At 44.5% G+C, this 24025-nt stretch carries 32 protein-coding genes, 1 tRNA gene and 1 pseudogene; 8 read left to right on the forward strand and 26 right to left on the reverse strand.

The annotated features are described in order from the left end of the window. Positions 1 to 121: 121 nt before the first annotated feature. The 9 genes from G3352_RS06895 to G3352_RS06935 all read right to left on the reverse strand — a co-directional run bounded on the left by G3352_RS06895 (position 122) and on the right by G3352_RS06935 (position 6067). Positions 122 to 439 (reverse strand): DUF1292 domain-containing protein, encoded by a 318-nt coding sequence (locus tag G3352_RS06895; RefSeq protein WP_063565566.1) that lies wholly within the window; start codon positions 437 to 439, stop codon positions 122 to 124. A 97-nt stretch (positions 440 to 536) separates the two neighbouring features. Next, positions 537 to 1091, reverse strand: a complete 555-nt coding sequence (locus G3352_RS06900) for a copper amine oxidase (RefSeq protein WP_076288201.1) — start codon at positions 1089 to 1091, stop codon at positions 537 to 539. A 228-nt stretch (positions 1092 to 1319) separates the two neighbouring features. Further along, entirely contained in the window at positions 1320 to 1517 is a 198-nt protein-coding gene (locus G3352_RS06905) for a hypothetical protein (protein WP_072735367.1), read from the reverse strand. Between the two features lie 100 nt (positions 1518 to 1617). Further along, the gene (locus G3352_RS06910) at positions 1618 to 2358 is read right to left on the reverse strand and encodes an SDR family oxidoreductase (protein ID WP_163755230.1); all 741 of its coding nucleotides are present in this window, start codon (positions 2356 to 2358) and stop codon (positions 1618 to 1620) included. 6 nt (positions 2359 to 2364) lie between these two features. After that, positions 2365 to 2979, reverse strand: a complete 615-nt coding sequence (locus tag G3352_RS06915) for a TetR/AcrR family transcriptional regulator (protein WP_163755232.1) — start codon at positions 2977 to 2979, stop codon at positions 2365 to 2367. Between the two features lie 185 nt (positions 2980 to 3164). Further along, positions 3165 to 3344 carry a hypothetical protein gene (locus tag G3352_RS06920; protein WP_053784269.1) on the reverse strand — a complete coding sequence of 60 codons (180 nt, stop codon included), beginning with the start codon at positions 3342 to 3344 and terminating at the stop codon, positions 3165 to 3167. An 86-nt stretch (positions 3345 to 3430) separates the two neighbouring features. Next, the gene (locus tag G3352_RS06925; protein WP_163755235.1) at positions 3431 to 3991 is read right to left on the reverse strand and encodes a YdhK family protein; all 561 of its coding nucleotides are present in this window, start codon (positions 3989 to 3991) and stop codon (positions 3431 to 3433) included. Positions 3992 to 4227: 236 nt separating this feature from the next. Further along, positions 4228 to 4647 carry an organic hydroperoxide resistance protein gene (locus G3352_RS06930; protein ID WP_064636540.1) on the reverse strand — a complete coding sequence of 140 codons (420 nt, stop codon included), beginning with the start codon at positions 4645 to 4647 and terminating at the stop codon, positions 4228 to 4230. 223 nt (positions 4648 to 4870) lie between these two features. Further along, on the reverse strand, positions 4871 to 6067 hold the full coding sequence (locus tag G3352_RS06935) for an NADH-dependent flavin oxidoreductase (RefSeq protein ID WP_163755238.1): 1197 nt from the start codon (positions 6065 to 6067) through the stop codon (positions 4871 to 4873). Between the two features lie 127 nt (positions 6068 to 6194). On the opposite strand from G3352_RS06935, the gene G3352_RS06940 reads away from it, so the two are divergent. Continuing rightward, positions 6195 to 6530 carry a winged helix-turn-helix transcriptional regulator gene (locus G3352_RS06940; protein WP_163755240.1) on the forward strand — a complete coding sequence of 112 codons (336 nt, stop codon included), beginning with the start codon at positions 6195 to 6197 and terminating at the stop codon, positions 6528 to 6530. Between the two features lie 133 nt (positions 6531 to 6663). On the opposite strand, the gene G3352_RS06945 is transcribed toward G3352_RS06940, so the two are convergent. Beyond that, positions 6664 to 6736 (reverse strand) — tRNA-Val (locus G3352_RS06945). Between the two features lie 144 nt (positions 6737 to 6880). On the opposite strand from G3352_RS06945, the gene G3352_RS06950 reads away from it, so the two are divergent. The 3 genes from G3352_RS06950 (at position 6881) to G3352_RS06960 (ending at position 8162) form a co-directional block, all read left to right on the forward strand. Beyond that, entirely contained in the window at positions 6881 to 7135 is a 255-nt protein-coding gene (locus G3352_RS06950; RefSeq protein ID WP_076288194.1) for a hypothetical protein, read from the forward strand. Positions 7136 to 7371: 236 nt separating this feature from the next. Beyond that, a complete protein-coding gene (locus tag G3352_RS06955) occupies positions 7372 to 7815 on the forward strand; it encodes a GNAT family N-acetyltransferase (protein WP_163755398.1) in 444 nt (147 codons plus the stop codon). Between the two features lie 110 nt (positions 7816 to 7925). Next, entirely contained in the window at positions 7926 to 8162 is a 237-nt protein-coding gene (locus G3352_RS06960; protein WP_163755242.1) for a DUF3892 domain-containing protein, read from the forward strand. Between the two features lie 60 nt (positions 8163 to 8222). Here G3352_RS06960 and G3352_RS06965 read toward each other — a convergent pair whose 3' ends face one another. The 4 genes from G3352_RS06965 to G3352_RS06980 all read right to left on the reverse strand — a co-directional run bounded on the left by G3352_RS06965 (position 8223) and on the right by G3352_RS06980 (position 9550). Next, the gene (locus tag G3352_RS06965) at positions 8223 to 8504 is read right to left on the reverse strand and encodes a hypothetical protein (protein WP_076288192.1); all 282 of its coding nucleotides are present in this window, start codon (positions 8502 to 8504) and stop codon (positions 8223 to 8225) included. Then, positions 8498 to 8710 (reverse strand): hypothetical protein, encoded by a 213-nt coding sequence (locus tag G3352_RS06970; protein WP_163755243.1) that lies wholly within the window; start codon positions 8708 to 8710, stop codon positions 8498 to 8500. The genes G3352_RS06965 and G3352_RS06970 overlap by 7 nt, the downstream gene beginning before the upstream one ends. 168 nt (positions 8711 to 8878) lie before the next feature. After that, positions 8879 to 9199: a DUF3889 domain-containing protein gene (locus G3352_RS06975; RefSeq protein WP_163755245.1), complete on the reverse strand. Its 321-nt coding sequence runs from the start codon at positions 9197 to 9199 to the stop codon at positions 8879 to 8881. Between the two features lie 54 nt (positions 9200 to 9253). Then, positions 9254 to 9550: a hypothetical protein gene (locus tag G3352_RS06980; RefSeq protein ID WP_163755247.1), complete on the reverse strand. Its 297-nt coding sequence runs from the start codon at positions 9548 to 9550 to the stop codon at positions 9254 to 9256. A 229-nt stretch (positions 9551 to 9779) separates the two neighbouring features. Between G3352_RS06980 and G3352_RS06985 the strand changes: the two genes are divergently transcribed. Next, positions 9780 to 10682 (forward strand): manganese catalase family protein, encoded by a 903-nt coding sequence (locus G3352_RS06985; protein ID WP_024631180.1) that lies wholly within the window; start codon positions 9780 to 9782, stop codon positions 10680 to 10682. Between the two features lie 108 nt (positions 10683 to 10790). Here G3352_RS06985 and G3352_RS06990 read toward each other — a convergent pair whose 3' ends face one another. The 3 genes and pseudogenes from G3352_RS06990 to G3352_RS07005 all read right to left on the reverse strand — a co-directional run bounded on the left by G3352_RS06990 (position 10791) and on the right by G3352_RS07005 (position 12987). Continuing rightward, entirely contained in the window at positions 10791 to 11795 is a 1005-nt protein-coding gene (locus G3352_RS06990; protein ID WP_345940734.1) for a VanZ family protein, read from the reverse strand. 185 nt (positions 11796 to 11980) lie between these two features. Then, positions 11981 to 12373 (reverse strand): annotated as a pseudogene (locus G3352_RS31675) (DUF5071 domain-containing protein). Between the two features lie 35 nt (positions 12374 to 12408). Then, positions 12409 to 12987: a DUF3221 domain-containing protein gene (locus tag G3352_RS07005; protein ID WP_163755249.1), complete on the reverse strand. Its 579-nt coding sequence runs from the start codon at positions 12985 to 12987 to the stop codon at positions 12409 to 12411. Between the two features lie 583 nt (positions 12988 to 13570). Here G3352_RS07005 and G3352_RS07010 point away from each other — a divergent pair. After that, the gene (locus G3352_RS07010; RefSeq protein ID WP_163755251.1) at positions 13571 to 13720 is read left to right on the forward strand and encodes a hypothetical protein; all 150 of its coding nucleotides are present in this window, start codon (positions 13571 to 13573) and stop codon (positions 13718 to 13720) included. A 121-nt stretch (positions 13721 to 13841) separates the two neighbouring features. Here G3352_RS07010 and G3352_RS07015 read toward each other — a convergent pair whose 3' ends face one another. From G3352_RS07015 to G3352_RS07030, 4 genes are all read right to left on the reverse strand, one after another. After that, positions 13842 to 15557 carry an ABC transporter ATP-binding protein gene (locus G3352_RS07015; protein ID WP_163755253.1) on the reverse strand — a complete coding sequence of 572 codons (1716 nt, stop codon included), beginning with the start codon at positions 15555 to 15557 and terminating at the stop codon, positions 13842 to 13844. A gap of 45 nt (positions 15558 to 15602) precedes the next feature. Continuing rightward, positions 15603 to 16634 carry a FecCD family ABC transporter permease gene (locus tag G3352_RS07020; protein WP_163755254.1) on the reverse strand — a complete coding sequence of 344 codons (1032 nt, stop codon included), beginning with the start codon at positions 16632 to 16634 and terminating at the stop codon, positions 15603 to 15605. 2 nt (positions 16635 to 16636) lie between these two features. Further along, a complete protein-coding gene (locus G3352_RS07025) occupies positions 16637 to 17692 on the reverse strand; it encodes a FecCD family ABC transporter permease (protein WP_063565538.1) in 1056 nt (351 codons plus the stop codon). Positions 17693 to 17931: 239 nt separating this feature from the next. After that, complete coding sequence (locus G3352_RS07030) at positions 17932 to 18669, reverse strand: glycerophosphodiester phosphodiesterase (RefSeq protein WP_163755256.1); 738 nt, start codon at positions 18667 to 18669, stop codon at positions 17932 to 17934. Positions 18670 to 19026: 357 nt separating this feature from the next. Between G3352_RS07030 and G3352_RS07035 the strand changes: the two genes are divergently transcribed. Continuing rightward, positions 19027 to 19221 (forward strand): hypothetical protein, encoded by a 195-nt coding sequence (locus tag G3352_RS07035; protein WP_163755064.1) that lies wholly within the window; start codon positions 19027 to 19029, stop codon positions 19219 to 19221. A gap of 175 nt (positions 19222 to 19396) precedes the next feature. Here G3352_RS07035 and G3352_RS31085 read toward each other — a convergent pair whose 3' ends face one another. The 5 genes from G3352_RS31085 to G3352_RS07055 form a co-directional block, all read right to left on the reverse strand. Beyond that, positions 19397 to 19528: a YjcZ family sporulation protein gene (locus G3352_RS31085; RefSeq protein WP_217506391.1), complete on the reverse strand. Its 132-nt coding sequence runs from the start codon at positions 19526 to 19528 to the stop codon at positions 19397 to 19399. A gap of 98 nt (positions 19529 to 19626) precedes the next feature. After that, positions 19627 to 20211 carry an LOG family protein gene (locus tag G3352_RS07040; protein ID WP_163755258.1) on the reverse strand — a complete coding sequence of 195 codons (585 nt, stop codon included), beginning with the start codon at positions 20209 to 20211 and terminating at the stop codon, positions 19627 to 19629. A 234-nt stretch (positions 20212 to 20445) separates the two neighbouring features. After that, positions 20446 to 20871: a hypothetical protein gene (locus G3352_RS07045; RefSeq protein ID WP_125477324.1), complete on the reverse strand. Its 426-nt coding sequence runs from the start codon at positions 20869 to 20871 to the stop codon at positions 20446 to 20448. Positions 20872 to 20885: 14 nt separating this feature from the next. Continuing rightward, positions 20886 to 21554, reverse strand: coding sequence for a uracil-DNA glycosylase (gene ung / locus G3352_RS07050; protein WP_113054054.1), 669 nt, complete (start codon positions 21552 to 21554; stop codon positions 20886 to 20888). A 233-nt stretch (positions 21555 to 21787) separates the two neighbouring features. Beyond that, positions 21788 to 23008 carry a MalY/PatB family protein gene (locus tag G3352_RS07055; protein ID WP_163755406.1) on the reverse strand — a complete coding sequence of 407 codons (1221 nt, stop codon included), beginning with the start codon at positions 23006 to 23008 and terminating at the stop codon, positions 21788 to 21790. Positions 23009 to 23255: 247 nt separating this feature from the next. Between G3352_RS07055 and G3352_RS07060 the strand changes: the two genes are divergently transcribed. Beyond that, the gene (locus tag G3352_RS07060) at positions 23256 to 23963 is read left to right on the forward strand and encodes a helix-turn-helix domain-containing protein (protein WP_072735384.1); all 708 of its coding nucleotides are present in this window, start codon (positions 23256 to 23258) and stop codon (positions 23961 to 23963) included. Positions 23964 to 24025: the final 62 nt, after the last annotated feature.

A 24025-nucleotide genomic window follows, 5' to 3' on the forward strand; every position in this document is an offset into this window, starting at 1 on the left:
GCATTTTCCCACCTATTCCACTGTCCCTATAGCAAGAAAAAATAGCATATACACCTAATAAAAAGCAAACAAAAGGCCCCCTGTGATCAAGGAGCCTTCTTGTTTTATTCCAAAAGGATGACTATTCTTGGCTTGCAACGAGTTCGTTGTACGCCGCTTCAACACGGGTCCACTCTTCTTCGTCTTCAATATTGTAGAGCACCATTTCCTCGTCTTCTTCTTCCATACGCAGAATGATGCCGTCAGCTTCAGGATTGTTACGTTCCAGCAGGAGCGCATAAACATGCTTCTCCACGTCAAACGTCTCCACCAGAACCATCTCCACGTCATTTCCGTTCTCGTCTGTCAGTGTCAGAAGAACTTCTTCATGCTCGTGGTCGTGGTCGTGGTCTTGACCGCATCCGCAGGCATCGCCGTGTTCATGTGTGTGATCGCTCATTGATATACCTCGCTTTATAAATAGAAATTGTGTAACCTTGCATATCGTAACATGTTCAATGGTCCAGGTCAATTTAACCGCCAAGGTTATTTTTGCTTCAATCGTTCAGCGCGGTAATGATTTTCTCGGCTGCCAGCACATAATTACTATTTGCATTTTCTTTAATATAAAAACCGACTTGGTACTTGCCAGCCCGGCTGAAATCATACGTAAAATCGTACGTTCGGAACCAGAAGTTATCCTTCTGAGTCTTGAGCTCTTGGGACTGAATATCTTTAACCTCACCACTTGGATTGGTAATCGTCACCTTCACGGCAGCTATATCCGTTGTCAAACTGTCGACTTGTGAGAACACATTAAATTTCAACTTACCCACGTTCACGTTGCCAAACACGGTATCTCCCTTGAAGAGAAAAATATGTACATTCGGTTTGATAACCGTTACTCTCTTGTTTGTGCTATCCCATCTGGCGATTCCGCCCGCTTCCCTTACAGGTACATAGGTCGTTCCGTCAATCAGATAACCACCGTCAGCTGCTTCCTTGCCGTTAATGAGAACCCGAATCTTCTCGTTCACTGAATCTGCAAACAATAAAGACCCGCCGAGCAAGGAGAATACTGTGACACACAGCAAAATTCTTTTCCATTTCATTCCGTCAATATTCCCTCCCCTGCTGCTAGCTGTTGTACATTTATACTGCAGGTTCATCCACAAAGTTGCGCTGTTTTTCATCATTTTTCATTTTTTATCCAGAATATTTTCCACCCCTTGGAATGATCAAAAAGAGGCGTTCCCTGTTAAAGGACGCCCCTATAGTATAGTTGTTGGCAATGCATAATTATACGAACTTCTTCTGGGTCAATTTTATTAAGCTGCTGACTACGAAGTATGACGAGTTAATATACAAGGTACGCCCTTGCCTACAGCTCCATCGGTTCGCATCCGTGCTGCATAATCCATTCCTCGTGTACAGGGGGTCTTGCAACGCTCACATACATCCGAAGTAACCAATTTCATGGATACACGAAGTTTGTCACTCTTTAACGCGGGAGCCTTTTTTCCCTTTGCTTTTGCCATCCCGAATTCCCCATTTCCCCAATTGCTTGCTGATGTAATGCATCATATGGGGATTCGCCCGGTTGTGTGTCAAAAGGGGTAAACTTCGTGCATGATTTCGTTAAATGAAACCGCCGTTTGCACGTAGCGTCTGTCCTGTAACCCATTGCGATTCTTCACTGACGAGGAATGAGATCACATTTGCAATGTCTTCCGGTTCACCCAGACGACCAAATGCATTCATTTTACGCATCCCTTCGAGCTGCTGCTCCGTCTTCCCGACAGAAAACAATTCGGTATTCACGGGACCTGGTGCAACAGCATTAATAGTGATTTGTCTGGAGCCAAATTCCTTCGCAAGCTGACGAGTAATCTGTTCAACTGCTCCTTTGGTACCGGCGTACACGCTGTATCCCGGAAACATCTGTCCAGTTACAGAAGTGGAGAAGTTAACGATTCGGCCCTGGTTCTCCATGTGTTTCAACGCTTGCTGACAAGCAAAAAATGTACCTTTTACATTAATCGCAAACTGCTGATCGAATTCTTCCTCAGTCACATCTGCCAAAGGCGTTGTCTTCATGATGCCTGCATTGTTGATCAGAATATCGATTTTTCCAAGCTGGTTAATCGTTTCGGAAAATAAACGCTCCACATCTTCCTTCCGGGCAAGGTCAGCCTGAACAGTAATGGCACGCACTCCTTTTTGGCGAGCAATATCTGCGACCTGCTCTGCTTTGTCGGGGCTACTCGCGTAGTTAATGACGACATCCGCGCCCATTTCAGCGAGTTGCTCCGCTATAGCACGTCCGATCCCCCGGGATGAGCCTGTTACAACGGCCACTTTACCTGTTAGCTTTTTCATTTACGATTACTCCCTCTCTTGTTCCAAATGTAATAATCCCTTTTCGATCAACAACCACACCTGTGCAAATTCCGTATCAATTGTAGGGCTCTGCCATTCATAAGCGTGTGCCGGATGATGAAAACGAGCTGTAGCTTGAAGGATCGCTGTTGCAACCACATCTGGGTTGTTAAATTGGAAATGGTTCTCCTGCTGGATAATTTCACTCAAATGACGTACAAGATGTTTCACATGTTTAGCGATAATATCTGCGGATTCCTGGGTTACCCGTGCGTACATCTCAAACAACTCTGCATCGGATTCTGCATAATGACGTTTACGAGCGATTAATGCTTCTATATATACTTTCAGATGACGTGTTCCCTCTCCGTTGTAACTCTGATCCTTAGTTATTGCCGTCAAAGGCGCGATAATCTCATCTTCGAGCCATTGTGCGGTCACGCCTTCAAGTAATTCTTTCTTGCTTTTATAGTGCCTGTAAATCGTACCGTGACTAACTCCAAGCAATTTAGAGACATCCGTAACAGATGTTTTGGCAACACCAAAGCGTCGAAGAGTTTCCTGCGTTGCTGCGATAATTTGTTCCTTGGTTAAAAATTCAGAAGTTTTGTCCTTATCCATATGATTAAGATGGTTACACCATCCTCAAGTCACCTCCGTTGAAATTAGATTAACACACCGAATAACAAATGACAAATAATTATTTTTGTCATTTGTTATTTTCTTGATAATTTTATATGTACAAGCGTAAAAAAAAGAGCCCATTTAATATGGCCCTTATCCAAAGTTTTAATGTTTCTCTTTTTCTAGAACACGAATTTAAACAATACGAAGATCACCGCAAGTATCCCACCGAGAATTAGCCAATTGCTGATTTCCCACCAAATACTTTTCCCTCCGGCTAAAAGCTGTTGTTCATTTTCTTCATGGCGCTGTTTGTGTGTATGTGATTCGGAGGCATGGGGCGGCTTGCTGAAGTCCATCATATACATTCCCCTTTCCAGCAGCTTTAATCTTATTGTTCCATTATAACCCATAATTGAGTGGGAATTTGATTATTCATTAAAAAGTATTATTGAATAGACAATTCTTCTTCTGTGACCCATTTATGATTCTTCACCGGATCTCCGCCTGTGGTCGGGGTGTAATCAACCATATATACCGTCGTTTGCTCAGCGGAGTCAATCGTTGCATTAGCACCTTTCATTCCTGGCATGTGATCAGCGTTCAGCACAACCTCTGTTCCTGCTGCATACGGTTGATCCGTATGGTCCTGAATTTCCTCTTGGATGACCCATTTATGATTTTTCACAGTGTCTCCCCCTGTGGTTGGTGTGTACGAGACTGCATAGGCTGTCGTCTCATAGGCTCCCACTATGGTCGCTTCTGCGCCCTTCATTCCAGCCATATGGTCCGTACTTATCACGGCCTGGCTGCCCACTGGATATGTAGGGTTTTTCTTTTCCTGAAGCCCTTCCGGTAATTCTCCCGAATCCGAGTGGTGCATCTCTCCTGTGCTCGCTGCATGACTGTCACTACTGCTATTATGCTGCTCAGCATTCTTGCCACATCCACTTAACATCAGACTGCCCGTGATCACCGTAGTCAGCAATATCATTGCATACTTTTTCATGAGTTGCACTCCTTTGAACTTTCGATTTCTACTCTTATAATATACCCCATATGGGTATATTTCAATCGTGATTAATTTCTTTATCTACTATTGGATATCGCTGAAGAATTAAAAACATATCAAAAAACCTCCGATTCCTCGGAGGCCTTCAGTATGATGGACCTTATTTTAGATACATGCTTCAGACTTCAACAGTGAAGTCCAAACGAAAGCATTCAATCGTCCCCGCTCGAAGATTACGCTAGTCCCACAGTAACATTAACGTTCCCTTTGATGCCTTTGGAATATGGGCAGTAGTCATGAGCAAGTTTGACAAATTTCTGTGCTGTTTCTTCATCCAGACCCTCAATTTTAACTTCAAGTTCCACTTCCAGCTTCACACCATTATCCGTAGGGTCCGTTACTAGCATAACCGTAGCCGATACTGTGCTTCTCTCAATTTCGACTTTGTGTTTCTTCAATTGAAACTCCAGCGCTGAATTAAAGCAAGCACTGTAGCCTGCTGCAAACAATTGCTCGGGATTCGTAGCTGTCGTTACTTTTCCTCCCAGTTCAGGCGGGGCAGCGACATCGAGCATAAATACGTTATCCGGCGATTGCACGATCCCTTGACGTCCACCTGTATTGATAACTGTAGTTTCGTATAATGTTTTCATGAGTATTGTCTCCTCTGTATGTTTAGATTTTATTTTGTAAAGATGATATTTCTTTTTGTTTTGCTAACAATTAGATTGTACACAATTTAATTGTGTTTGTAAATCATTATTATTAAATAAAAAACAACCATTCCCTCTTGTAAAAGCAGGAAATGGTTGCTCCGGAATTAATAAATATCTATTACTGATCCAAAAGTTGAATCTACCTAATATAGTTTAGCTTTTACATTTTCTTCTCAAAACCCTCCATCGGTGCAAGCGAATTCTGGTAGTCAGTCCCTTCCTGACTATCGGTAGTAAAGTGCATAACCTCCCGAAACGAACCTTCCAGATAAGTCTGCATCGCCAAAGGGATACGCAGTTCATCCATATCAGACGGGGATATTTGGTAACGAATGCTGCCAAGGTCACCTGCTTTTACCTTCTGTACCCATTTCGGCTCGCGAATCAATTCCCGTCCGAGTGCAGCCAAAGTTGCCCCGGCGTTGATAACTTCTTCTGCGTCTTCCGGCCGCTCAATCGATCCAATACCGATCAGAGGTTTTTTGTGATCCAAAACACGAACGAATTTAGTTAAGATCGGCTCCTTGTCATCGGGTTGGTTTAAAGAGGTTCGTTTGTAACTTCCCATTGACAGATGAATGTAATCAACCCGCGTGTCTGTCAGAGCCTGGGCAAAAGCCAAGGAGTCTTCGAGCTGGATGCCCGGCATATGAATTTCTTCGGGTGAAATCCGATAACCGAGGATGAAGGGTTTATCTGCATGGGCATCGATAACCGATGCAACCTCCTGAATGACTGCCAGCGGAAATCGCATGCGATTTTCAAAGCTGCCACCCCACTGATCGGACCGTTGATTGGAATTGACGGAGAAAAATTGCTGCAACAGATACGTATTGGCCCCGTGAAGCTCTACTCCGTCAAAACCAGCTTGTATGGCCCGCAAGGTTGCCCTGCCGAAGTCCTTAATAATGCTTTCGATTTCCTCAGGTGTTAATTCACGCGGCGTCTCCGAGCCGATTGGATGTGCGGCAGCGATTGCACTCGCACTGGTGGGTTGAACACCTCTTAGCGTTTTGGAGTTCGTTTTGCGCCCTGCATGAAAGATTTGCACAATGGCTTTCGTTCCATCTTTCTGAATGGCCCTTGCAATTTTGGACAGTCCTTTGATTGTAGAATCACTTGCGATGGAAAGCTCACCTTCGAAGCCTTTTCCCCCTTCAGTTACGTATGCAACACCCGTAATGATCATACCAGGGCCACCAGCCCGTTCGGCATAATAATCGACTTCATCATTGGTGATTGAACCGTCGAAGAAACTGGACATCGTTGTCATCGGCGCCATGACCACTCTATTTTTTAGCGTAAAACCATTCGCAAATGTATAAGGCTGCAAGAAATTACGATTACTATTTTCCATATATATTCTCTCCCTTTATTAGGCTTGTTCGCCCTTGTCTCTGTTTCATGAGTTATTGTATAGTAGGGTGAAAAAAGAGTATAGTATGCACTTAAAAGGTAGATACTATCTAAAAGGAGAGTGGAATATGGAAACTGCTGAAGAAGTAAACGTTAAACCATTTTCACATGCCATGTCGTTGATCGGCGGAAAATGGAAAATGCATATCTTGTTTTGGTTATGGAAAAAAGAAACATTGCGATATGGAGAATTGAAAAGAGCTTTGGGAGGCATTACGCATAAAATGCTAAGCTCTCAGCTGAAAGAATTAGAGGTCGACCAATTGATTATCCGTACAGAATACCCACAATTACCGCCAAAAGTAGAATACTCTTTGTCTCGTGAAGGATTAACGCTGATGCCTGTGCTGGAGATTCTCTGCGATTGGGGTAAGCAGAATCTTGCTGATTTGCAGAAGAGTTAGTGAACGTAGCGCAGCGAAGGATATAGCTTATTTCTTTTAATTTTCGTCCCCCAATTGTCCCCCAAGACTTCAATGCCTTGTTCTAAAAATAGACAAAAGAAAAAAGCCCTTGCTGCGCAAGGACTTTTTGTTATGATCTGTAGTGGGCTCGAACCACTGACCCCTACCCTGTCAAGATAGTGCTCTCCCAGCTGAGCTAACAGATCATGATATCTAATTGTTTTCCAATCAAGTAACAGTATCATACCAAGTAACCGTGTTCATTGTCAATCGTTATATTGGTAATATTTTATTCGAATTGGTGCACAATAAAGGAATGATTACCATTTTGATGACGAGGTGACTTCCATATGAGGAACATGAAAGAACGTAAACTGCGTTTATTTATCATAGCCAAAAACTTAGCCTGTCTGATTGCGCTTGTTGCATTAATATACGTTTCTGTCGGTTGTAGTTTGGAACGGGATGAACATACCGTACAATTCCAACAGTTAAAAGTGCCCAATGAGGTTAATGATGACCTGCCCGTTTGGCTGGATGTGTATTCCAAGTCTGTTGTGCATGACGTTTACTCCCCACAAGGCAATGTTGAAGTCTTACCCTGAGGAACATTAAGTCGCATTTCACTCATCTTCGTCCCACTTTTTGGAATACGCCTTCTTGGTCACATAATATAACAAAGCAATCATTCCGGCTGACATCAAAAGGGTGATTGCCATCACTCCTGCCATACCCATGGTTCGCCCCTCCTCCCCCATTATGTTCCAGTCTTAACTATACAGGAAAAGCATTTTTTTGTATAATTCAGTCTGATAGCGTAGAGCAGAAAGAAGGTATGGAATTGGCAGCTGAGATTAGTTATGTAACGACTGAAGAACAACTCCAGAAAGCATTGGATATTCGCAATAATGTTTTTGTGATCGAGCAGCAGGTGCCTGCTGATATTGAAATTGATCAATATGATATCATCAGCCCTGATGTGCATCATGTATTGTTGAGCACCGATGGACAGGCTGTAGCCACAGGACGTCTGATCTATTACACCAAGGATACCGCCAAAATGCAGCGCATCGCTGTACTCAAATCTCATCGTGCGTTCGGTTACGGACGTGTGCTGCTGTTAGCCATGGAAGAACGGGCACGTGAATTGGGATTAGCCTACTCTGTTTTGGACGCTCAATGCCAGGCGCAGAAGTTCTATGAGAAGCTCGGATATGAAGTGATCTCGGAAGAGCCTTTTTATGATGCAGACATTCTGCATGTTCGTATGCAAAAGAGCTTGTAAGTAACCTCTGCGTGCGATATGAAACTATGTTGTGCATACTTTTTTTTGATCCGGACAGGCTAAAGAGGTAACCAGATTCCTATTTGGTCAGATAAGGAGAGTGTGACATCATGGATCAAACGACACGCGAAAGCTTCACAGCAGTACAAAAAAATGGTGACGGCGATCTGACGGCCTTCCAAACTTCATCCGGACGTGTGCTGGATTATCAACAGGCACTGGCAGAAGTAAAAGCGGGAGCAATTACAGGTGTGAACGTCTTTAAAGGCAAAGACGGCGAAATGTACATTCGCGGTGACGCAGACGGCGACCCAACTAATAACCTTGATCAACTTCCTATCTTCTAATAGATGTATGCTGATTAACAAGGCGCCAATCCGGCATTCCGGGTTGGCGTTTTTTATGTTTTAATATTCGGTAAAATATTTCACGGCATCGCCAGCAGGCTGGCTTTTGCGAATGGGTTGTGGTGCCTGCTCCCATGCTTGCAGAATGAGTATACCTTCCAGCGTAGACTTGTTCTCCCATACAATATGCTGCCTGCGCTCAAGCTCCAGTAGTGACTCATGAATGAACGCCTTGCTTCTTCCCGTCTTATTCTCCAGCTCATCCATTCGTGGCACTCGGCGGCGCTGGCCCGCATAATTCACAATTATACGCAAAATCTTGCGTTCAAAATCATTCAGCATATTTCTTCCTTCCCTTCCTTATGGAGTAGGGGACGCCATGCCAGAATACCTTGTTCCAGAAATGTTCGGGGTGACCCCTCTTTTCCTGCGGATGCTCTAATCTTCCCTTCCCGTACACTGTTGATTCGAATCTGCCGCTGTGTAATATGCCCTGCACGATCCATGTAGACGAGCTCCACCATCTGACCAATATATTTCCCTAGCATACTCATCCCTCCAATAAGAACATGTGTTTGTTTTATTATTATATGCGAACATAAGTTCTTTATTCAATAACTAAAAAAAGGATTTTTTTGAAATAAAAAAACCAGACTCACTCCCTTTTACAGGGAAGTCTGGTTCTTATATTTCTTGCTGTGCAGTTCATGTTCAGTTCAACGTCGATCCGATTCCGTAAATTGTACTTTTTTCAGCTGCTGGGTCGAGGGGTTAAAATCAACATTTACAAATACAGCAAATTGTTTACCGTCTTTGTTACGTACCCATAACTTAAACTGTTCACGGGATTGGTCAGCTGAGAGTGAGGTGCGGCCGATGTGTTTGTAATCCAAAATATCCACGTTGTACTTGGACTGCGTTTCCTTCACTGCAATGATTCCCCACTTCGCATAATCCGGAATCGCAGTTGCTGAACTGGTTGTTAGTCCACTTAAACTTAGTACCACCGTCATCAGGGCTACGATGAGCATTCTCATTTCATTCACTCCTTGGGGCAATGTTTACGTTAGCCTGCCCTGTAGAAGTTTATTTTACACCAGTAGACGAATGATAAACGTAATCGGTTGCTGGAGCGATTGAATCGTACTGATCGCCATCTTATACCGTTCGATTGGTGATTTGAAGCTTATCCCCCAGTCACCCTCCAATAAAAGATTTCGCGGTGGTGGATCTTCTGGCTTCTCCAAACCGTACTTTTCTATAAGCGCATCTCGTGTTTGTTGATCCAACTCACTCGGATAATTTGCATATGCTGCCGTAACATCGCTACATCCAAAAACGACAAGCAGGAGGATACCCCATCCCACCATAATCCAACTTTTGCGCACTCTCAGTTTCTCCTTCATTAATTCAGATAATGACAATCACACTTAACTTCATTCGTCCTGATTGTACATAAATAACATAGGATTGGAAATAACAAATGTAGACTCTATTACATATGCCTTAAGGCTCATTTGCAAAATTATGGGTTTAGCGTATTCGATAAACGTGTAATAGGCCATGACAGCATCACTTCATTATTCTGAGCAATCATTTCGAGGAGGTTACACCCGAATGTTCAAACGTATGGATGAAATCGCAATTGAGATCCCCAATGTCGAGAAACCGGACCCGAATGCAGCGGCAGCGATACAAGAATTGCTGGGTGGTAAATTCGGAGAGATGTCAACGTTGAACAACTACCTCTATCAATCCTTTAATTTTCGCTCCAAAGAAAAATTGAAACCCTTCTACGATCTGGTGATGAGTATCACCGCCGAAGAGTTGGGTCATGTGGAGCTTGTATCTCATGGCATTAACAAATGCCTCAGAGGTTCCACCGAGTACAAAGAACCTGATGATACACCGCTTGGTTCAGTAAAGGATGCGCGTCTGTCCTATCATTTCCTGGCTGGCGCACAGGGAGCAATGCCTTTTGACTCGATGGGAAATCCATGGACAGGAGCTCATGTCTTTAACAGCGGGAATCTGGTCGAAGATCTGCTGCATAACTTTTTCCTTGAATGCGGAGCACGTACCCATAAAATGAAAGTTTATGAAATGACCGATCATCCTGCAGCCCGGGCAGTTGTTGGCTATTTGCTGGTACGCGGTGGTGTGCATGTGGTCGCTTATGCTAAAGCGCTTGAAATCGCAACCGGAGTGAATGTAACCAAATTGGTGCCGATTCCATCCCTGAGCAACAAATCCTTTAACGAAGCGTGGAAATACGAAGAAAAAGGCCTACACACCAAGCTGTATACCTATAGTGATAAAGACTTTACTGCGATCAGTCAGATCTGGAAAGGGACACACCCTGAAGATGGACAACCGTTGGAAGTCATTCAAGGCGTACCTGAAGGGTACCCGATTCCAGAAGCTCCTGCGGTGGAAGAAGAATTCGCACCAGGTATTTCACAGGAAGACTTCCAGGAAATTGCACGTCGTCTGAAGATGGCGGGAAATATTGCGGATTAAGGTAGCATTAGTAGTGGATGTATTAGTTGTTGATATGGTATGAAAATGGATTAAGCCCTCAGATCTTGCTGCTTTAGTGGCAGGATCGAGGGCTTTATTATTGATATATTAGAACGTGGATTTAATGCTGTTAATGAACTTTTGCCCTGTGTTTGGCTCTGTCAGTGTAATGTCCCACATCACTATATTGGTCATGGGATTTGAACCATCGTTCATTACTTTTATAGTCAGTTCATTAACTCCATTTAACGGAGTTTGAAAAGAGTCAGGATGGTTCTCTCCGCTGTTCGCTGATACAACCAAAGAATAAATCTCTGTGCCATCGGCGATAAAGCTTACTGTTATAGGCTCATGGCTTGCTGAGCGGACAACATCGTCCGGTATAGCGAAATAACCTGTCATATTTTTGCACTTTTTATTTAAGAGATATGAAAACTCATTCGTTTTTTGGTTTTTTCTACTGTACAGATTGATTTGAGGCTCGACATTTGCCTCTCCTACTGTAAAACTGGAGAGTTCTTCATCCCATACTACAGCCCCATCACTCGAAACAAGTTCATTCAGTGCAACACTTTTCCCGTCAACTTTATCTAAATAATGATTGAGGCCGCCAACAACAGTGATCGTAGCCATTGAAAAAATAATCGCTGTCAGGAAGATTCGAATAATTCCTTTTAATGTGTTCCGATGATGCTTTACTATCCGTTGTGCTCCATATCCCACGGCCGCCCCTAAAGTATTAATCAGGATATCGTCTATATCAAACGCACCTAAACGGGAAAACATTTGCAATGTCTCTAACAGCGTAATACAGAGAATGAATATGCTGATAAAGCGAATAAACCCACAGCGAAAGAGGAGCGGAATGACCATCCCGAAGGGGATGAATGCTACAAAGTTCCCCATTTCAAAAAACCATATCTTAAAATCTCTCCCCATTGGAAAATGTAAAGGAATTCTTTCAGGGGTTAAGCTGTATCGCCAGCCCTGATCAGGACTGGCCGAGCTTCTATCGAAGCCCAGGAATAAGAAATACAATGTTAAACAAGTATACAAAGATAACAATACAATGATGAATTTTCTTGACTTTCCTTGATACAAAATAAAAATCACACCTTCTTTTTTTCAATAAACTTCCACATCATCAAATCATTCCTACACTACAATCTGCAGGACTCACGGTGCTCCTTGATTTCTTGGTAACCCTGAAAGGTTGTGCCGTTCAAGGTTGTTTGCACTGCTGCTTCGTATGAACTATTCTGAATCACAAAATGAAAAATACGCTTCTTATTGGCTTGTTATTGTATTTTTTTCAGCAATGGTACTATAACCTCATCCAATTCCTCAAGCATCTCATCCTCTGTAGGATTTTTCAAAATTCTTTCCAAATCAACCTTCAAAACTATTAGATATCGCGAAGGCAATCTTCTGATTAAACCAGTAAGCATAAAATATTCCCACTGTGGATCTTTGGTTTTAAATACATTTTGAATATGAGGAATAAGTTCTTCTCCAAATCTTAAAAGTAAATCTTCTACGGATCTGGCAATGGGTCAATTCCCATCTTGCAACCACTCCATAAGCTCAGGAATGATATCTCTCAACTCTTCATTACCTAATTCACTTAACTTACGCACCGCTTCAAAATCATGCTTGTCGCGGGGAAGCCATTCTCTAACATTCAGACCTATCTCCTCTTTTCATCCAACATTGAAATCCTACATCCTTACTCCTGCTCCCCTACTGGCTCAATGTCTTCTACTTTCACTTCAATATGATCCTGAATATCCGTCGTGGTCATTGCATCTCGCATACGAACGGTCCATGTTCCTATGTCCTTATCGAAATCGACATTCTCAATTACAGGAATACGTACTTGCTCTCCGTCTGATGAGTACAATCCAGCCCGGATGGCATCCTCCTCACTCATATGAGCACCATCTGGATTGGCCGGGCAAGATACAGCAATCGTTTCCGCTCTGGCCTGCCCGGGATAGGGCTGATTTTCCGGGCTGCCATCCGTCCAAATCTCAACATAGGAGCCGATCTGCGGATTAGGCGCATTGGAGAACCATTTTGCCGGATAATACCGACTTTCTCCTTTGTTCGCACCGAAGTCTTTATACACAGGATCAACCACTAGAATGGAATCGTCTTTGCGCTCAACCACATAACCAGTGAATCCATCTTCACTTGGTGTATTCGCTTGAGTTTGCACTGAATTACAATCGTTATATCCCGAGCATCCAGGAAGGCATACGATCAGGATCGAAAGCGATATCAGAACTCGATGAAGATGGGACATATGTAAATCCCCTTATTTAAACCTATTTCTAATTTCAACGTTCAATATATGCTTATAGTTGCATGCAAACTTACGTTTATCATAAACATGAGGGCAACAAAATCACTTCTTTCTGTACTGCTTATACCCATACCTTCCCCAGATCACTAATGCAACGCATAACAAGAGAGCACAGTATCCCCATGTCAAAAACAAAGCCAGTCCCAATCCAATGTTGGCTCCTATATATCCCCCTCGTAACTCCGTATATAATGCATACCCCAATGGTACGCTACCTAAAATAAAAAGTCCGATTAACCATCCGCCCCAACGTTTAACAGATCCCTCTCTATCCTTGGAATTCTTTTGGATGCCTTTAGCCAGTATAATCAACATTAAAATCAATATTAGCCAGGTTATGAAAATGTACAACATAGCTTTTGTCTCCTCTCCTTCAAATTCCCCTTATTTTTGTACAAAGGATTTCCTCCTGTTTGTCCATTGTACTGCCACCCCGCTTTCGATAAACCTGATCACATTCGAATGAAATTGATAATGATTATCATTATACAACAAGTAATGATATGCGGGAGGAACCATAACGATGAAAGCAACACGCAAACTAGGTATCCTTATACTGATGATTACCCTAATTGGTGTGCTATTATCAGCCTTTGGCAGCAAAGCAGAGCCATCCACTACGAACGCTGAAGCAAAATCTGGTGAATCCACCACCTCAACTCAAGCTCAGTAACGTGATATTAGAAAGTAGAAAAAAACGCCTTCGCTTACTCAGGATAATGAGTAGACGAAGGCGTTAATTTTTAATTTATATACATCTTTCTTATATTGCGTTCACAAACTCTAAGTTACGTTCAGGCACCAAACTGTGCATAATGCAGACGGCTGTATACTCCACCCGCTTGAAGCAATTCCTCATGTCTGCCCTGCTCCGTGATTCCCTGTTCGGCAACAACAATAATGCGATCCGCATTTTTGATCGTAGCTAATCTGTGGGCAATGACCAGGGTAGTCCGTCCTTCTGACAATTCCGCAAGGGATTGCTGGATCGCCGCTTCTGTCTCAGTATCCAATGCAGATGTAGCTTCGTCCAAAATTAGAATCGGAGGATTCTTCAGGAACATACGCGCAATGGACAAACGCTGTTTCTGTCCACCGGACAGTTTCACACCGCGTTCACCAATTAACGTATCCATACCTTCCGGCATGGAAGTGATCAGTGTTTCCATCTGTGCACGACGAGCTGCCATCCAGATTTCTTCTTCTGTTGCATCCAGCTTGCCATACGCAATATTCTCACGAACTGTTCCATCGAACAGGAACACATCCTGCTGAACAATTCCGATCTGACTACGTAATGAATCCAGCGTCATGTCTTGAATCTCCTGACCATCAATCGTGATGCGACCTTCCAGCACATCATAGAAACGAGGCAGCAGACTGCACAGCGTTGTTTTCCCTGCACCAGATGGTCCTACAAGGGCCACTGTTTCGCCGGCGTGAATATTCAGATCAATCCCTTTAAGAACAGGCTCCTGGTCCGAATAGCCAAAGGTCACTTGCTCATAACGGATATCTCCACGCAGATGAGATACCGTAGTGGCACCCGGTCGATCTTCAACGTCCGGCTCCATATCGAGCAATTCCGTATAACGTTTGAAACCCGCAATTCCTTTTGGATACGTCTCAATAACGGAGTTGATCTTCTGAATGGGTGTAAGAAACACATTGGACAGCATAATAAATGCAATAAATTGACCGTAGCTCATACTGCCTTTAATGACAAACCATGTACCGCATACCAGCACAAAAAGGGATACCAGCTTCATCAGCATGTAACTGATGGAAGAGTTCCAGGCCATGATTTTGTACGCGATCAGTTTGGTCTGACGGAAACGGCTGTTGTTTACAGCGAATTGTGCTTTTTCATGCTCTTCATTAGCAAAAGCCTGAACCACGCGAATACCACTTACATTGTTTTCTACACGTGCGTTGAAATCTGCTATATCCCCGAACATTCGGCTAAATGCCTTGGACATCTTGCTTCCAAAATACAAGGATAGATAAATAATGAGCGGTACGATAATAAATGTTAACACGGCCAGATTTCCGTTAATGCTCATCATGATGCTGAATGCACCGATCAGCGTCATCACTGCGATAAATACATCCTCCGGACCATGATGGGCAATCTCGCCGATATCCATGAGGTCATTGGTCATACGAGAGACCAGGTGTCCGGTTTTGGTATTGTCAAAGAAACGGAATGATAGCTTCTGTACATGGTTGAAAAGAGCCTTACGCATATCGGTCTCGATGTTAATACCAAGCTTATGTCCCCAGTATGTAACAACAAAGTTGAGGAACGAGTTTAATAGATAGATCGCGAGCAGCGCAAGACATGCCCATAATATCCAGTCCCAGCGTCCCCCTGGCAAAAGGTCATCCACGACTCTATTAACTGCCAGCGGGAAGGCCAGTTCCAGCAGAGCTACGAAAATCGCGCAGCTAAAGTCCAGAATGAACAGCTTTTTATAAGGCCTGTAATAGGCAAAGAAACGGCGAAGCATGGACTGAAGTCCTCCTTATAGCAAACCATACTACATGATTGCTTTCTATTTCGTTTTGCTCAAGAGATACAGGAAGTACGGGGCACCAATGATGGCAACCAGAATACCTGCCGGAATCTCTGAAGGCTGCAAAATTACGCGTCCCAGCGTATCTGCAACAAGCACAAGCAATGAGCCGACCAATGCGGATGCAGGCAAAAGGAACTGATGTTTTGGCCCCACGAGACGACGTGCCAGATGTGGACCAATCAGACCCACAAAACCAATGCCCCCACTGACGGATACGCATGATCCAGCCAGTCCCACGGCAGCAGCCAGCAGGATCAGTCTTTCCCGTTCCACCGGAGCGCCGAGACCACTCGCTGTTTGATCACCCAGGTTCAGTACATTGAGCACACGGGCTTTGTACAGAACAAGCGGCACAAGGACAATGAGAAATGGTAGCAACGCCGTTACGAATTTCCAGTTGGAACCCCAGATGCTACCTGCCATCCAGGTGGCCACAAATTGATACTTCTCCGGGCTGAGCCGAAGTGTTAACACGATCATGGCTGAGCTAATCCCTGCCGCTACCCCAATCCCTGTAAGCAGCATACGAGTAGGCATGAGACCCTCTCCCTTTTTGTAAGAGAGCACATAAATCAGAAATGCAGCAAAAGTTGCACCGATCAGGGCCAGGATTGGCAGCAAAAATACTGGAGCTGCCGTTGTTGTCGGGAAGAAGGAAACAAACAACATAACAACCAATCCGGCTCCAGCGTTGATACCAAGAATCCCTGGATCAGCCAAAGGATTTCGGGATACCCCCTGCAGAATACAACCGGATAACGCAAGTCCCGCACCAACCAGAACCGAAATGACGATACGCGGCAAACGGAATTCAAACAAGATCAGTTCCTGCTTTGCCGTCCCACCGCCAAACAGGGTCCGCATAACCTCAAGCGGAGAAAGCCGAGTGAACCCTGTGTTCATACTGATAATAAAAGCGGTAATAATCAACGCACCCAGCACAATCATGACAATGGTGCTTTTTGTTTTCTTTTTGCGTTCTGCTCCAACCAGAGTTGAGGATTCCATCGTTACAGAGTCCTCCTTTCTTTACGCGCCAGATAGAGGAAGAAAGGTACCCCAATTAGGGCAACCAAGGCGCCAATTGGCGTCTCATATGGCGGGTTAATCATACGTGCAGCCAGATCCGCGAATACCAGCAGCAGACTGCCCATCACTGCGGAACATGGAATAATCCAGCGATAATCGACCCCAACCAATTTACGTGTGAGATGGGGAATGATAAGACCTACAAAACCAACAGCACCCACCACGGATACGGCTGTACCCGCGAGGATCAGGACAACAATCAGACCAACCAGCTTGATCAAGCCAGTACGTTGACCCAATCCAACGGCGATGTCTTCTCCCAAGCTAAGCAGCGTAATGGAACGGGAGATAATAATCCCTGCAATAAGCGCCGCCAAAACCCAAGGGAACATGACCTCTAACTGGGACCACTTCGTCCCGGCTACACCGCCAGCTGTCCAGAAAGCGAGGTCTTGTCCAATTTTGAAATACAATGCAATCCCTTCACTGAGTGCTGATAACATCGCAGACACTGCCGCCCCCGCCAGAACGAGCCGGAGAGGTGTAAGTCCGGATTTAGAAGCTGCACCGAAACCGTAGACCAACAGAACCCCAAGTCCTGCACCAACGAAGGAGTACAGAATGATATACATATATGGCATGCCTGGGAAAAAGGCAAAGCAGACAGCAAGCGCAAATCCCGCGCCAGCATTCAGTCCGAGCAAACCGGAATCTGCCAGCGGGTTACGGGTCATCCCCTGCATAATGGCACCGGCTACTGCGAAGCAGGCACCCACCATCGCTCCGCCAAGAATACGCGGTAACCGAATCTCCCATATGATCTGATGCGGAGTCAGTTCAGGATTAAAGTTAAAAATTGCTTCCCATACCACGCCCAGCTTAATATCTGCGGCCCCAAACGAAATGGATAACGCCATACCCAGCGCGAGCAGCAGAATCCCCCCGGTCAGGATCAATGTGGCAGCCCAGGGACGAGTGTGTATTTTGGCTGTTGGTGATTCCGTAGGTTGACTTGCCGGTGAAACTTTCGAACTCATATGCCCCCACCTTTGTTATGAGTGGTGTAGACAGATCCTATGTACATAACATTCACCTCTCTATTAATACATAACTGATATTGATATTGATTCTCATTCCCATAGACCATTGTATGTCAACTAACTGTCGCTGGCAATGGACAAATGGGACATGTTTATTGCATAAATGAATTTTTGTACTAAAAAAAGCTGCTTGGAGTATAAGAACTCCAATGCAGCACCTTGGTTTTTAAAATGAATTAACGACTAAGCACCGCAGTCAATGCTGCCAGTACATCAGGCACATCCGTAATGATTCCTTTTACACCCATGTCGATCAGTTCCTGCATCTCGGCAGGATCATTCACCGTGAACGGATGTGTTGCAATTCCCTGAGCCAGTGCAGCAGCAACTTCTTCTCGTGTTACAGCCAGCTTGTAGGGATGCAGAGCAGAAGCTTCCAGTTTGGCCGCATAATTATATGGGCGGTACAGCTTTTCCATATATAGAATTGCTGTGCGAATTTCCGGGGCAAGACGTTTGCACCTCACTAACGAAGCATGATTGAAGCTGGACAGAATGACCTGTTGTTCCATGTCCCAATCCCGAATCGCTTGTATGACCTTTTCTTCCATTCCTTTATAACTAATGATACCATTTTTCAATTCAAGGTTAAGTAAAATGTCTTTCCCCCGAACCAGATCGAATAATTCATCCAAAGATGGAATACGTTCTCCAGCAAAATCGGCATGGAACCAAGTTCCTGCGTCAAGAGTACGCAACTCCTCATATAATTTATCCTTTACCCAGCCTTCTGCTCCGGCAGTGCGGCTTAACGTCTCATCATGTATCAGTACAAGTCTACCATCACTGGACAGCTGGACATCTGTTTCGATGCCTGTTGCTCCAAGCTGCAAACTGCGTTCAAATGCCACCATCGTATTCTCGGGACATACGGCGGATGCTCCCCTATGGGCAATATTTTCAATTCTTTTCATTCCAGCGCCTCCTGAGTTCAACATTAACTCTATGAATCTCACTATAAACACAGTTTGTCATACCTGTATTAACAGAGCGTTTAATTGTATGCTCCGTCCGTGTATAGGGCAACATCTTGGAGGGCTGGGGATTCACTCATTTTGTGAACCCATCTGTAAAGCAAACATAATATAGTATCAGTCATAGACAACTGCACTCCGCTGTAAGGAGGTCGCCCATTGAAACCCCTAACGAAGAAGAGATCTGTATCTCACACAACTTCCTCCAAAAAAGCTCCCTTACCCAGAATTTCTGCCAAAAGCAGACCCAGCAAACCCGGCAGTAAAACAAGAACCCCACCCGGAACACGCCAACACATGAAAAAGGCATCCGTTCGGGGGCTGGCTGTTCCCGACAAAACAAGTAATCAATCAACTGTTATTAATGAACAGAGTCAACTGGATAAGTTGGCTTTTATCGCTGCCATCCTTGCTCTTATTGCGGCTGCAATTGGACTATACATTGCCTGGAGAACACTCAGTTTGCCGGGTGATACTGTGGTAACGGTCTAACCTCTCTTGCCCTGCTCTGTCTCCCTTTTCCCTAGAGGCGGAGTTCCTTTTTTTGCAGACAGAAAAAAACCGTTCCCCTGAGACGCCGACCGTACCGACGTCTCTTTGGAAAGGCCATTTCTTCACCGGGCATTGCTCCGGCAACTATGTCACCGTCCCGGAATGGCTGACCGAATTAAAGTATGAATGTACGAGAGATGATAACGAGCAGAATGAACAACACCAAAATCGCGCCTGTTGATGTCCATGCTCCACCGCCAAAGCCGCCGTATCCGTAACCATATCCTGTGCCTTTGATTTCGCTCATGAGTGACACTCCCCTCTTTTAAGAAAGTACACTATAGACTATGTTTGGGGAGGGAACTTGCTTGGGCACATCGGAAAGTTTTCCGCTGGAGCGGGTAGTTACTTATCCTGAAGCTGAGACCACTTCTGGGTCAACTGTGCCGGAATATAGGAGGACATCCGGTTCAACAGTTCAGCCGGATCAGATTCCAGACTCCATAGACTGAGATGTGAGGTATTGGAGAATCCTTCATGCACGCTGTGCTCAACCATTTTCATCAACGGCTCGTAATATCCATTTACATTTAACAAGCCGACGGGTTTACGATGAATGCCAATTTGTGCCCAGCAAAGAACCTCAAATAGTTCTTCAAATGTACCCATACCACCAGGAAGAGCCACAAATCCGTCGGACAGTTCAGCCATCGTTGCCTTGCGTTCATGCATCGTTCCCACTTCAACCAGCTGCGTAAGACCTGCATGTACGACCTCTCCCCGGAACAAGCCAGTCGGCATGACACCAATCACTTCTCCACCCTGTTCCAGAGCAGCATCGGCTACCGCACCCATTAATCCCATACATGAACCGCCATAGACAAGTGCGTACCCACTATCGGCGATCTGTTTACCCAATTTAATAGCCTGCTGTGTGTAATCGGGGTGATTTCCCGGATTGGAGCCTGCAAAAACACATATACGTTTCAATGGGTTTCACTCCTTCTCATTATCTATTTCATTAGTGTATAACATGAATGTAAATACTATGTTACATCAATCATCTTACACAAGTGAATAAAAAAAACACCCGACCGTTTGCAGCCGGCCGGGCTCCCATAATTAGTACACATCATTTAGAAGGGGTTGTTACTGTTTACTATAAAGGCCGAACATTAAATCCATATGATCTTTGCATGAAATGAATATTAAATATCAGTGGACTTATCGTATTCCACGCCGTGAGCGCACTACAAACATATGCTTGTCCTTGCGAAGAATCCGGCCGTCTGCAAGCTCAACCTGATCATCATCATGACGTATAATCGTTGTGGATAATGCTACAATTTTGGCCCGACGCCAAATCATAACCTGTGATTTAAAATAGATGGCATTTTCAAATTGTACGGCCTTTTTCATCACATATCCAACCTTATGCACCTCGGATCGCGCTTTTTTCAAGGGAAGGCTCTCTTCAGGCAGAGGCCGGATCATTGCGATATTGTCGAACGATACCTTGATCCGCTTGGGTCCGATTCGTACACAATCCGCTTCTTCATCCCACTCAACCAGCGTTCCTTTCAGTGGCTCTCGTATGCCGGTTGCACGATATACGGCTACTTTCCGCCCTACCCAATGTCGCAATGCCATCGCCCCCCGTTTGTCTAGTTTTCCGGTATCGTCCAATCAATCGGTTCAATACCTTTGGAGGTCAAAAATTCATTGGCTTTGGAAAAAGGACGACTGCCCAGGAAACCACGATGTGCTGCAAGCGGACTTGGATGCGTAGACTCCAACACCAGGTGTTTATCCCGGTTAATGAAAGCCCCTTTCTTCTGGGCATGACTGCCCCAAAGCATAAATACCATCGGTTCTGAACGTTCGTTCAATGCCCGGATAACAGCGTCAGTAAACGTCTGCCAACCCAGTCCCTGATGGGAATTCGGCTGTCCTTCACGTACCGTAAGAACCGCATTAAGCAACAGCACGCCCTGCTCTGCCCAATGAACCAGCGATCCGTGATTCGGAATCGGCAGACCCAGATCCGCGTGAAGCTCCTTATATATATTTTTCAAAGAAGGAGGAATACGCACCCCCGGTCTGACTGAGAAACTTAATCCTTGAGCTTGACCTGCTCCATGATAAGGGTCCTGACCGATAATAACGGCCTTGACCTTATGATACGGGGTCAGTTTAAGAGCCGAGAACAAATCTTCCTTGGGTGGAAAGATGGTCTGTGTTTTATACTCGGCGGCGAGTGCATAACGAATGTTGTTGAAATACTCGGCTTCAGTCTCTTCCTGAAGTACCGTGTCCCAATCATTTCCAAACATATGTAAAGGCTCCTTTCCCTGATGAATACATATCCGTGCAGTCCACATAACGAACTGCCACCTGCGTGAGCCGAAACCTACGACTCATAGACTATCCACCATTTTAACATAACCGGGGACAGCAGACCAGAAGTGTACATCAGGGGGATAGGTTGCCTGTATAACTAACGTTACTTCAGACCGACCATGAAATGGCAATCGCTGAGAATTGATACGCTCTGAATCTGTACTATTCAGACTTGAACGGGTACGCCCTCATCTTTATTGACCAACACGGTGCTTATTCTTCTGAGACCCTCTTCAAGAACCGAACGCGGGCATGCCAGGTTCAGGCGGATACACCCACCTCCATTAGCTACGAACATATGCCCATCTTCAAGTAATACCCCCGCCTGTTCAGCGAAAAATAAAGGCAGGTTTACATTTGAGGGGACGTATGCCGTAATATCAATCCATGCCAGATACGTAGCATCCGGAATATGAAAGACCGCCTGTGGCAGGTAACGCTTCACATATTGATCCACAAAGGCAAAATTGTCGTCGAGATACGTTTTCAACTGTTTCAGCCATTCGTCGCCAAGTTCGTAAGCCGCTTGAGTCGCTGCAATGCTCAGCGGATTTTTGAATCCATAATGCCGTTTCTGCCAGATCGTTCGAAGTCCTTCATTTGCAATAATCACGTTGGAGAACATTAGGCCCGCCATGTTGAACGTTTTGCTTGGAGACATACAGGTAATGATTCGATCCGTACCCGGGAACAGCTTGGCAAGAGGCGTATGCTTCTTACCTGTACGCAGCAAATCACAGTGAATTTCATCCGATATTACCCACACGTTATGGCTCAGACAGATCTCACCCACACGTTGTAACTCTTCTGTTGACCATACGCGTCCAGACGGATTATGCGGATTGCAAAAAATACATAACGTAACTTGTTCATCACTGGCTTTGGCTTCAAAATCTGCAAAGTCAATTGAATAATGTCCCTGCTCGTTGATCAAATCTGAGCAAACTAGTTCAAGATGATTATGCTCTGCAGCCGATTTAAAATAACCATAGGAGGGTGTCACAATCAACACCTTTTCATTCGGTTTGCAAATATATTCAACTAATTCATATAGAGCAGGAATGATCCCATGTGATGTCTCCAGATGCTCCTTGGGAAAAGACCAGTCGTAGTATCTGTTCATCCAGTTGGAGACAGCTTCGTAGTATGCAGGATCGAACACCTGGGAGTACCCCATAATTTTCCGGTCCAAACGTTCTTTAACTGCTTCCCGTATTTCGGGAGGTGTGGCAAACTCCATATCTGCAATCCACATGCGAATAAATTCTTCATCCTTAAAGGGAAATTGCATATCTTCTGTTGCGTTAAAAATATATTGACGGAAACCATCCGTATTCATGGCGTTGGTTCCTGTGCGATCAATAATCTCATCAAAATCATACTTCATAGCCTTCTGCGCCTCTTTCTCTCTGTTCTCCATCCTGGGATGAGGTTCTGTTAGAAACATTATTTCATGGCTTAGAAGTTCCTTCAAACGCAATACAATCTATTCAGAAGAAACAAATCGATCTTAATGTTTCTTCTGAATAGGTATTTTCATGAAAAAAGTGTTATATTTTTCGTATAGATTGATTTTACCAAGGCGTTTCACCTTTTCTCATATTCTTAAGAAACTTAACAGAAGGAGATCCGATATGAACACCATCAACAAAGAAGTAGGTAAGAAAATCCGTAATTTCCGCAAATGGAAAGGATTAACGGTTCAGCAGCTGGCGGATCAGATTCACAAAAGCAAAGCTACTCTATCCAAATATGAGAGTGGAGATATTACCCTTGATGTAGTCACGCTTCATCAAATTGCTGATTCATTGAACATTCAGGTGGAGCAGCTGCTGTATATCGAGCCCAAGCAAGCCTCTCCCCTTATGAATACCGTACCGTCCAGCTTTTTCAAAAATTCCACACGGTTTTATTCGTATTTTTATGACGGGCGCAATAACAGCCTCATCCGTTGTGTTATTGATATGATGGCACAATCGGACGCGAATCGTTACCGAACCGTGATGTATATGAACGTCAAGAATTTTGAGAACTATCAGGAATGCGAAAATATGTATTGGGGCCACACCGAGCATTACGACACACTCACCACGCTGATTCTGAAAAATCAGGCTACACCGCTGGAGAATCTGTATATTAACATTCTGGCATCTTTTCAGGAGTCTGAGAAAAAGTGGGGATTGATGGCAGGCGTTTCCTTCCGCCCCTTTATGCCCATCGCATTGAAAATGTTATTCTCTCGAACGCCCTTGCCTGAGAATCAGGAGTTATATAACGAACTAAAAATGTCTAAGGAAGATCTGCGTACGTTAAAGATCTATAATATGCTCGCTGTTACCTAAACCTCTACAGAAGCTGATTCATCAGAGTGGATTGGATGAGAACCGCCTGTATAACAAGAAAA

This window comes from Paenibacillus sp. ALJ109b, from assembly GCF_010747435.1.
Lineage (GTDB): Bacteria > Bacillota > Bacilli > Paenibacillales > Paenibacillaceae > Paenibacillus > Paenibacillus taichungensis.